The organism is Novipirellula sp., assembly GCF_041583735.1.
GTDB lineage: Bacteria > Planctomycetota > Planctomycetia > Pirellulales > Pirellulaceae > Novipirellula.
Map to the genome: position 1 here is coordinate 1 of NZ_JBFHFD010000315.1, position 9,473 is coordinate 9,473.

Below are 9,473 nucleotides of genomic sequence, written 5' to 3' on the forward strand. Positions count from 1 at the left end.
AACGTAGCCTAGGCTTCCAGCCTGGGTTTGCTGTGATTCCCAGGCTGGAAGCCTAGACTACGTGAGGTCATCGACGCTGCAGTTAACCACGGACTGGCGTCCGTGGTTGCTGCCTGGCATCGTGTTGCGAACAGGTCTGTTGTTGAACTGAAGCTACTGATTCGCTTCGGCGTCGTCAATCGATTTGTCTTCGATTGCGATTGCTTCGCGAGTTTCCGCATCAAGAGTTGGAGGCTGGGGGACGGATTCGCTGCCACAGCCGAGTGTCTGCACGCAAAGAGCCAACACTAGGAGGATCGAGAATGGTTTCATCGTAATTCTTTCTATGTTCCTTCGATATTCAATGAAGTCGTGTGGGGTGGGGTTCTACTCGAGCTCAACAATTTCACCGTCGTCACTAACGCTCAGCCGACGGAACAGATCGCCGTCGACCGATTCGCCGACAAACCGCACCGATCCATCCGCCAAGCAAAAGTTGGTGCCGCCGGGGTGTGAGGAACCGAAGAACGGGTGCCATTGCCCCCAGACCACGCCCCCTTTATCGGTGACGGTGGTCCAAGACGAACCATCTTGATGGGTCGCTTTCTGGTCAGTAATCGGTGTGATCCCGTAGCGAGTTCCGTCGGCCAATTTGCCCGCACCAAAGCGAATGACGTCTTCGTCCCAACCGGCGTTGTTCCAACGCTCGTTGTCGCCACCTTCGCTGCCGAACGAATCCCGGTGCAGCGCCTTCTCGCCAATCATGATCGTGTTGGAGGATCCATCACGAATCTGTTCAATGCGAATCTTGCCACGATCGGTTTGCATGATCACGCCATCAAGCCCGCTGCTTGCTTTGTCGCGTACGCCGCCTGGTCCTCGGGTGCCAGCATTGCCAGCATAGTCCACGCGATAAAAGTTGCCGCTGCCATACGAGGTCGAATTTCGACGTGAGGGACAGGTGTAAATCGGCGATGTCGCCTGCGCCACCACGTCCTCTTTGCTGTTGTAGCCCGTGTCGCCGACGTCAGGGTCGTCCGATTGGCTAGCCAATTGATAAACATTGTCGGCTTCGATGTAGGCCAGAATCGAGTAGGACCAACTCCAACCGGCATGCGTCTGCGATCGGCAGCAATCCTCTAGTGGATCAGGAACGCGATGGTCGCCGTCACGTCCACCGCCTGGCAAGTGCCCTCGTGTGTCCTGGAAATTATGACACGCCAAACCAATTTGCCGCAGCTTGTTTTGACACTGCATACGGCGGGCGGCTTCTCGAGCGGCCTGCACGGCGGGCAAAAGCAACCCCACCAATACGCCGATGATCGCAATCACCACAAGTAACTCGACCAACGTGAATCCGTTCTTTCGAATGGCGCCCGAGGGACGCATTCGAGTAATCTCCACATTCATTCTCTGTCCTTTATTTTCTAATTCGATGTTCTGTAACCACGATGTGTTGCAAGATCGCCATGCAGAGGACGACCACGTGGCGAGAAGGTAGAACACGAAGATGAAGAGCAGCTAAAGGATTGTTTAAGAATCGTGAAGTGCCCCAGGGCAGCGAGCGGCCAAGGGTCGCAAGGTGCCGCCAAGTGCCGTTGGAGCAGCGATAATGTGATCACCAGTCGCGTTGGATCGCAGAAGAAAGCGAGCAATCTTTTGGGGGTGGACTTTGCACCCAGCATGCGGCGGCAACGAAGAGATGAGGGAGGGGGCTGTGTGAGAAATTTGTAGTGGAAGTTTCAACGGCTTGTTGATTTGATCCAACTGCAAAACGCAACGGTGAGCCGCGGGCCGTAAAGCACTGGGTAGCACGGGGGCCCCGACTGCTGACGCGTCGCGGCTCAGTAGATCAACAAACCGTTGACGAGTTCCGTTACGACCTCGTTTGCAGCGTTGTGTTTTTGTCGCTAGCCACGAATAGGGCGTCACGCAACCAGGACGCGTGGCTAAAACGGGTAGCCTAAGAGCGGTGTTACCCGGTGCGGCCGAACGTTGTCGACCGCACTGAAGAAAAGAGAGAGTTCGCGATGTGGCGTCTACTCGTCCATTGACGCTTCGGATTCCGCTTGCAACCGAGCCTCGTTGGCTTCGTATTCGGCGATCGCGGCGGCATCGGCGTCATCGGTGACATTCACCGGTTGCGGATCAGAACAACCGACAGAGAGCGAGAAGGATCCCAGCATCAACAGTGTGAGCAAGAAGTGGCGATTCAATTTGAGTTTCCTTTATGAATGTTTGCGAATGTAATTGGATGTCATTACTGCGAAACGGCCGTGGATGCCGTAGCGGAAAACAAGACCATCTAATTTTCAGCGTCGCACCACGCTGCAGATCTAGCGTGGTGCGACATTCCATTGGACTACCGCTTTAGAACTCAGTATCAATGACTTCTTTGTTGGCGCGGGTACCAAGTGCGCCCCACAGGCCATAGGGACTTTGCGATCCAGGTGCTTGAGCTCCGGTACCATTTTTCCAAACCATGCCGGCGGTCGAGTTGCCTGCTTCGATCGAATCGGTGATGAATTTCACGCCTCCATCGCCCATCAAGACGTGGCTGCCACCTTGATGCTGGCTCGACGTGCTGCCGATCACATTCAAGTCGTCTCCATTGCTGCGTGAGCAGATTTCACTGTTCGGCGGCAAGATAGTGGTGAAACCGGTGAAGATCGTTTTTGCGTCGGCCCAGCGATAACCACGAGCACGTGATTCACGGCTGGCCTTGATCCAGTAGCGAGGGCGATCGGTTTCGATTTTGACCGCACATGCCTTAGGATTGTCGCGAATCGTTCTCATCGTTGCGTTGTTATTGCCGGCACTGAAACTAGGCAATACCGAGCGGATGTCGCGGTCGCCCAAATAGGTCGCAATTTCGCCTGCAGCGATCGTGTTGGACAACCCATCGAGCACATCACGGAATCGACCTTTGTCGAATGGCTTGAAAAATCCGCGATGAGCCCCACGCGCGGTCGAAGCTCGCGATCGTGGCCCGTCGATCTTTCGTTTGTTGGCCCATGGTCCGTACGCGGTTTCGTCACAAGAATCACCGATACATGCGGCATAGTTGGAACGGCCTAGCGACGGCAAACCTTGTCCAGGGTCGCTGGGACAACGGAATCCCGGGATATCGGTGGCCCAAGGTTCGTAATTGATGTTCTGAGGCGTCGGCCCCATCGCGTTCCAAGTTCCGCCCACGTTGTTGGGATTGGAAATCTGCTCCCATAACGCTTGTTGTTCAATGAACGGCAAAATGCCGACTAACATGCTGAGTTGACGGTTGTTAACGACTGCCGAACTTCTCCACCAGTCGATCCCAGGATCAGGGGCCACGGTGCCGGTGCCATGCGTTGGCAACTGCTTGTAAGCGGAATGGTAATTATGGATCGCGAGCCCAATTTGCTTGAAATTGTTGCTACAGCTCATTCGCCGTGCTGCTTCACGTGCAGCTTGAACCGCCGGTAACAAAAGTCCGACTAAGACTCCGATGATCGCGATAACGACCAAAAGTTCTACGAGTGTGAATCCACGACGTGATTTACGTTGCATAACGTTCACCTGCCATTTGAAGAGAAGAGAAGAAAAGATAACGCTGATACCCCCATTATAACGACAGTCATGCCCCCGTCATTAACGTATTGCGGCACGCCGTTAATGATATGCGACGCCGGGTTTTCCGCCATTAAATCGAAAGCTCATCGCAATTCCATTGCATTTTTCGCGTTCCTGGGATCGGTCGTTGCCGCTGCGTGGCTCGATTTTGACGTGACGGCTCACCACGCATCGGATAAACGCGACACGCATCGGATAAACGCGACACGCATCGGATAAACGCGACACGCATCGGATAAACGCGGCACGCCTGGGAAAGCATTAGATCGGCTCGTTCAATCCTGCGAACGAAGTGGCCGATCCGCCCCGCAGAGTGGCTCGGTCGCAAAATCAGCGGGCAGCGTTTCAGGCCAGTCGCCCGTCATGACCACGTTTCGCACCCGCGAGGGCTCGGTGCGTTCCGCTCGGTAGAGTCCGAATTGGGGGGCAATGTCAACATCGTCAGGACGCTGATAAATCAGTTCATCATTCAGCGTGATATGACACTTGCCACCGGATCGTTTGACGACCACGGCGTTCCATTGGTTTTCCTTCAGCGGCAATGGTCGCGGGCCGCGCCGATTCAATGGTTCGATCGCTGCGTTGTCGCTTTGCAACCCAGTCCATTCGGTTTCCCCGGAGGTGATCCAGCGGACTCGAACTCCGCCGGACTCAAGTAGAAACGCGAGTCTGCCAATCGCAGGATGCACGATCGTCGCATTTCCGTCGTACATAAACTCATATCGGATCGCTTCGCCATCGAGCAGCGGCCGTTGGTATTGCAGCAGTCCTGGCTTGCGGGCGGCCGCATCATCCTCGTGTTTCGCTGCGTGAAGCTCACCCGAGTGCAACTGCCACTCAAAACCGGATGTCGTTTCCTTTTCCGTTTCACCCGCAGCTCGAAACGGCGGCTTCGTCTCTGCAAAAAAGCCCGACTGCCAACCTCGAAGCTGGTCGCCAGACGTCAGCCGAACCTCTCGAGGAATCGTCGGCGTTCCATGAATTTGAATGTTTCGGAACACCGGCCGTTTGGTGCCCGAGCTTCTCAATCCAATCCATGGACTTGATCCGACCGCCGCGTCGTCGAACCAAACCGGGTGAAAGTTCGACTCAAATTTGGCGCCGTCATCGGACGAATGAATCGACACATGATTAAATACAGGCTGCACGTCGTAGCGAGCGAAGGGCGACGGGCGAATCAAGGGGTGATCCGAGTCGGCGTCCCAAATTTGCAGCGTGTCCTTGCGTCCGAGAGCTTGGAATTGCAGACCACCATAAACCAACCCGCCATCGGTGCCGATCGCTCCGCCTTCCTGCGTCTCACAAACAAATTCAAATTCGCCAATCAGCGGAAAGCGAAACAGCAGCACATCGGTGTTCCCGCCAGCGAGATGCAAGAGATGGCCTTCATGCGAGAGCCACACCCCGCGGGGTTGCCCACGCTGAATCTCGGTCGACGATCGGACCGTTGCGGGAACCCAGTACTTCAACCGGTTCTCAAACAACACTTCGGGGCTCGATTGCCCGCGGTAAACCTGGACTGCGGTGGCATGTGCGATCCTCAGGAACGGCCGCAATGCGATCGCATCGCCTTGACCGGCACGGTCCACCAAGTGGTTTAATAAGGTTTCGGCGACCGGTTGCAGTTCGGGGTGCAACAATGCGGCCGAGGCAATCGCAGTTTGCGGTATCGCGTCGGGCGACAAATCACCGGCTGACGCTGGATCGTCAGCAACACGCGTTTGCAAATAGGCTTTCACACGATCGAGGTTGCCGCGGCTGCCCGCGACGTAGGCGAGCATCAGCAATTCGGTCGCGCCGGCGACGTCGGCTGTTTCCAATTCTTCGAGCGTCGATCGCAGTCGAGCCAATCGGCCCACCTCATCGGCCGCTTGCACGAGCATCCACCCACTGCAAAAGAAGCCTCGGACCGGCCCCACCGATGCGATTGCAAACGTCGAATCGAGGGGACGTTGGCCCAGTGATCGTGCAAACACTCTCGGCGGTGCGTCGGTCGGCACGGGAACCGCCAATAGACGAACCTGTTTCCGGTCCTCCGAAGGCAGCGTCCACTTTTCCAACCGATCAAATTGTTCATCGGCACTCAATTGAGCAAGTGAACGGTTCACGCCCGCTGCAGCCGACGGCAAACTGCTGTAGGCAAAGTCACGGAATGCAAGTGGCTGATCCACAAGCTCTCCAAGCGACTCGAGAGCCTGATCAAGATCACGCTCGGTCAGTTGCTGCAGAATCGTTGTCGAATCCGCGGGGATGGTTTGAGCATCCACAGTCGTCGGCAACCACGACGTGATGACCCCGGTCACGAAAACGATCGGCAGCAGTCGGGTGGCGATTGGGAGTAGCTTGGTGATCATCATTGGAACAGCCCGCGAACGGATTCGAATAGTCGGGTGGGAAGCGATTTGGTCGAGGGAATGGTAGGGCGTGGCTTGGTCGTGCTCGGAGCGGAGTTTGCGACTGGGGCAAGCGAAAACCGCGTTAGCTGATCCGCCTTGACATCAATCGACTTGACCAACATTTGTGACGTGCGATCCGAGCCCCCAGTATGCAGCATCATGCGAACGCCGAAAGGACTCAGTGGCACATCGGGTGCGCTCGTCGACCCAATCAAATACTCCTGTTTTTCGGACTCAACCCCAGCATAGAAATAGACTTTCTCGCCGCGTCGCAGCAGTCGCAGATAGTCGGGCGTTGAGATCCCCAAGCTTCCGAGTCGGTTATAGCTGTATCCCTGAGCGTTTTGGGTGCGGGATTGCCCTTGACTGACGGTCCCGCCGCGAGGCGATTTGACCAGCATCGCGTTAAGCTGTGTGCGATCCTCATCCGATGTCTCCACTTGCAAAAAGATTTGCGTGTAGTCGCCCTCTTTGGGGACCGCAAGCTCATTCGGCTCAAAGGCAAACGTGATATCGAAATCGCCCTGGATGATGTGTTTCAGCGAGATCCCGGCACTCGTCCAATGATCCGTGCCCACAGAATCGACCAGCACACCGCCTGTGGATCGATTCCAACCGTGCAAATTGCCCCAGCTATGGAAATCGTCTTCGTCCAGCGGCGTGGTACGAAAGTCGCAGTGAAACGAGTCGGGAAGTTGGTCACGTTGCTCGTTGAACTTCGCCAACATCGCATCAGTGGACTCGGTCGCCAAACCGCTTAAACGCTCGGCTCGGATTTCGATTTTGGTAAACCGAGCTCGCGAATAGCCACCGGCGTCTTGAATTTGCACTCCAAATTGAATCCCGAGTTCCTGCAGATCTTCGGCGGTGAAATCATTTTCGCCAAGCAATTGGAACTGCATCGAATCGTTTTCGGCATGCAGGTAATAGATTTTGTTTTGCCGGCGACATATTCGAATGCGACCTGCGGTCGCTTCGGTCGGATAACGGCCGAAGTAGTGTCGACGCTCCTCGCCGTTGATCGTTTGCATCTTCATGCATTGGACCGAGAACTTGCCGTCGCGGCCTTGCGTGCACTGCACTGCGGCGACGTCGCAATCCTCGTTTTTTGCTCGCACGTACATTTGGATGCTTGCGACTTTCCCGGCATCGGCCTGGTATTCGAATTGGTCATAGGACAACACGACATCAAAATCGCCGCCAACTTCCACCGCCGCACCGAGCAGTGTTCCGCTATATCCTGCTTGTCCGTCCCGCAGTAGTCGCACACCCTCATCGGATGACTGAACATCGGTACTGGCGTTCCCGGTAACCACGGTGAACTTGCGATCGAGAATCGACGGCGCGTCAATCTCTTGGACAAATAGCTCGGGCAATTCCTCGGCCGTCCGATCAAGTTCTGCGTTGCCATAAACAGCAAGGCTTTGTGCATCGAGTGCAGGCATCTGCTTTGGCCAGTCACCGGTCCAGTGTGGATTTCGCACTCGCAAATCCGATTGATCTGCGTAATGAAACAGCCCAAACTTTCGCCGCAAACGATCTGATTGCAGCGTCGATTCGTAGATGGGGGCTCCGTTTAGCAGCAAACGCAGCTGGTCTCCGGCAACTTCGACCCGCATCTTGTTCCAGGCATTTTCCAGTAGCGAGAGCGTTGGATGATCGTCCGATAGCTCGCTTGCATTGTCACTTCGCAACGTCGAACGTTCGTAGCGTCCGTCGGTCAATTGGTGCAGCCTAACGCCTTCGTCGCTGAGCAAGTAGCAATTACGACCCACCGCAGGATGCGTGATCGTTTCACCGGGCGTGTACCAGAATTCGTATTCAATCGAACCATCTTCGATGATGGGGCGGCTATAGACCAGCAGCCGCTCGGCACCGCTTCCCGGCGGAAGCTCCGTCGCACGAGCATCGGTGATCTCCGTTGCCGCGTTGCCGGCTTGCTGCGTTTGGACGCTTCCCTTCCAATCGGTCAATCGATGCGAGGCTGCTGTGGTATTGCCGAAGTAGTCGTACCATTCGGTCAACTCGGGCGAAGTCACCAGCGGAATGGTCTCGGGGATTGTGGGCGTTCCCGTAATCCTCAGATCATCGACGCCCCCATGCGTATTGTAGGCACTTCGAATGGCGATCCAGGGATCACGATGCCGGGGTAGCGGTTGGACGTGAATCTGGCGGGCGTTGAAGAAAGTGGTTGCCTCGGTTTCGCGCACCGTTGTTCGAACGTGAATCGACCCGCGACTATGGATGTCCTGCATCGGCGGATCGACGGGGAAGCGTTTCAATTCGCCGGAAATGTTTCCGATTGCATAGTGACAATGATCGTAGATCAGCCCGGTCCATTGTCCGGCAATCATCATTTGCGTATCGCGATAACCGAATCCAGTGACATCGGTTTCAATGTCAAAACGACCCTGCAGCGGTGACGCGAAAAACAAAAAATCGTCGCTGTGGCTCGACACCTTTCTCGCCGCCCCCCGAGTGATGTGCCAGTTGGCTGCAGGATAGCCATGACCATGCTCCATCGCTGAACTTCGGCTGACGCGGTGCCACTGATTTGTGTCGAGTTTGCCTGGGTACAAACCGGTCGCATGTTGTACGTTCTCTTCCCGCTGCGATTGCTCGACCAATTTTGCAAAAGCGGCCTCCAGATGACGATGCCATGCAGATCGATGGAGCTCTTTGATGTCATGCTGGATCACCATTTGCACGGGGTCGATGACAATCGCACTTAATTCAGGTGACCGGCCCGCTTGATCGGCACACAACAAAATCGCTTGCCGCGACTCGTCTAGCAAACCGGGATCCGAGAGCACCAGAGAGAAAAGTTTTTCCAACAAGTCGCCGGTCAAGGCGATGTCATCTTCCTCGATCGCCAGCAGCGCGAGTAGCGCCGTTTGATTGCACTGGTTACCGGGCGAGTCAATGCGACATTGAGTGATCGCCGTGCGAGTTGCTTCGATTTCATTAAGCTCGTTGGCCAGACGTAGCCACAGGATTGCGGGCGAGACGATTTGCCCGCCCGATTGTGTTGGTGGTGTCGCTGCAGCGGTGTAGTCGGGTGCAACATAATCGGTAGTCACGCGGAACCCCGAGTGTTGATCGTTGGGCAGGATCCAATCGGTCAGAAGTTCAAACGCACGCCGCTGTGGCAAGCTGCGCGCTCGACCACATATCAGGATTCCGCTTTCGGGGATGTGTTGTTCCGCAAACACCGCATCGGTCGCGTGGCCATCCGTTTTCTGCGGTAATGCTTCGGTGGCAGGTTCTGCAGCTTGCGAGTAGTCTGTCGTGACGAACCCCATCAGGATAAGAAACAATCCGATCGTTGCCTGTCGCGAACGATCGCAGTGAATATCGATAGCGGTGCAATTGCGATTCATAGCATGTCAAGGTTGCGTCGGCGAAAAGTGCAAGTAATTTAAAATCGATCGAGGCGGGGTGGACGTGCCGTGAATTTGTAGCCGTTCCCACGACGCAGTCGCCCGACGT

At 55.7% G+C, this 9,473-nt stretch carries 6 protein-coding genes; all 6 read right to left on the bottom strand.

What is annotated here, in order from left to right; genetic code table 11:
- Nucleotides 1-153 precede the first annotated feature (153 nt).
- The 6 genes from ABX962_RS20890 to ABX962_RS20915 all read right to left on the bottom strand — a co-directional run bounded on the left by ABX962_RS20890 (nucleotide 154) and on the right by ABX962_RS20915 (nucleotide 9,364).
- Nucleotides 154-312 (bottom strand): hypothetical protein, encoded by a 159-nt coding sequence (locus ABX962_RS20890; protein WP_372721964.1) that lies wholly within the window; start codon nucleotides 310-312, stop codon nucleotides 154-156.
- A gap of 54 nt (nucleotides 313-366) precedes the next feature.
- Nucleotides 367-1,389, bottom strand: coding sequence for a DUF1559 domain-containing protein (locus tag ABX962_RS20895; protein ID WP_372721966.1), 1,023 nt, complete (start codon nucleotides 1,387-1,389; stop codon nucleotides 367-369).
- Nucleotides 1,390-2,018: 629 nt separating this feature from the next.
- Complete coding sequence (locus ABX962_RS20900) at nucleotides 2,019-2,195, bottom strand: hypothetical protein (protein WP_372721968.1); 177 nt, start codon at nucleotides 2,193-2,195, stop codon at nucleotides 2,019-2,021.
- 154 nt (nucleotides 2,196-2,349) lie between these two features.
- Nucleotides 2,350-3,525, bottom strand: coding sequence for a DUF1559 domain-containing protein (locus ABX962_RS20905; protein WP_372721970.1), 1,176 nt, complete (start codon nucleotides 3,523-3,525; stop codon nucleotides 2,350-2,352).
- A gap of 338 nt (nucleotides 3,526-3,863) precedes the next feature.
- Entirely contained in the window at nucleotides 3,864-5,945 is a 2,082-nt protein-coding gene (locus tag ABX962_RS20910) for a DUF1583 domain-containing protein (RefSeq protein WP_372721972.1), read from the bottom strand.
- Nucleotides 5,942-9,364, bottom strand: a complete 3,423-nt coding sequence (locus ABX962_RS20915) for a DUF1583 domain-containing protein (RefSeq protein ID WP_372721974.1) — start codon at nucleotides 9,362-9,364, stop codon at nucleotides 5,942-5,944. Before ABX962_RS20915 ends, ABX962_RS20910 begins: the two co-directional genes overlap by 4 nt.
- Between the last annotated feature and the right edge of the window lie 109 nt (nucleotides 9,365-9,473).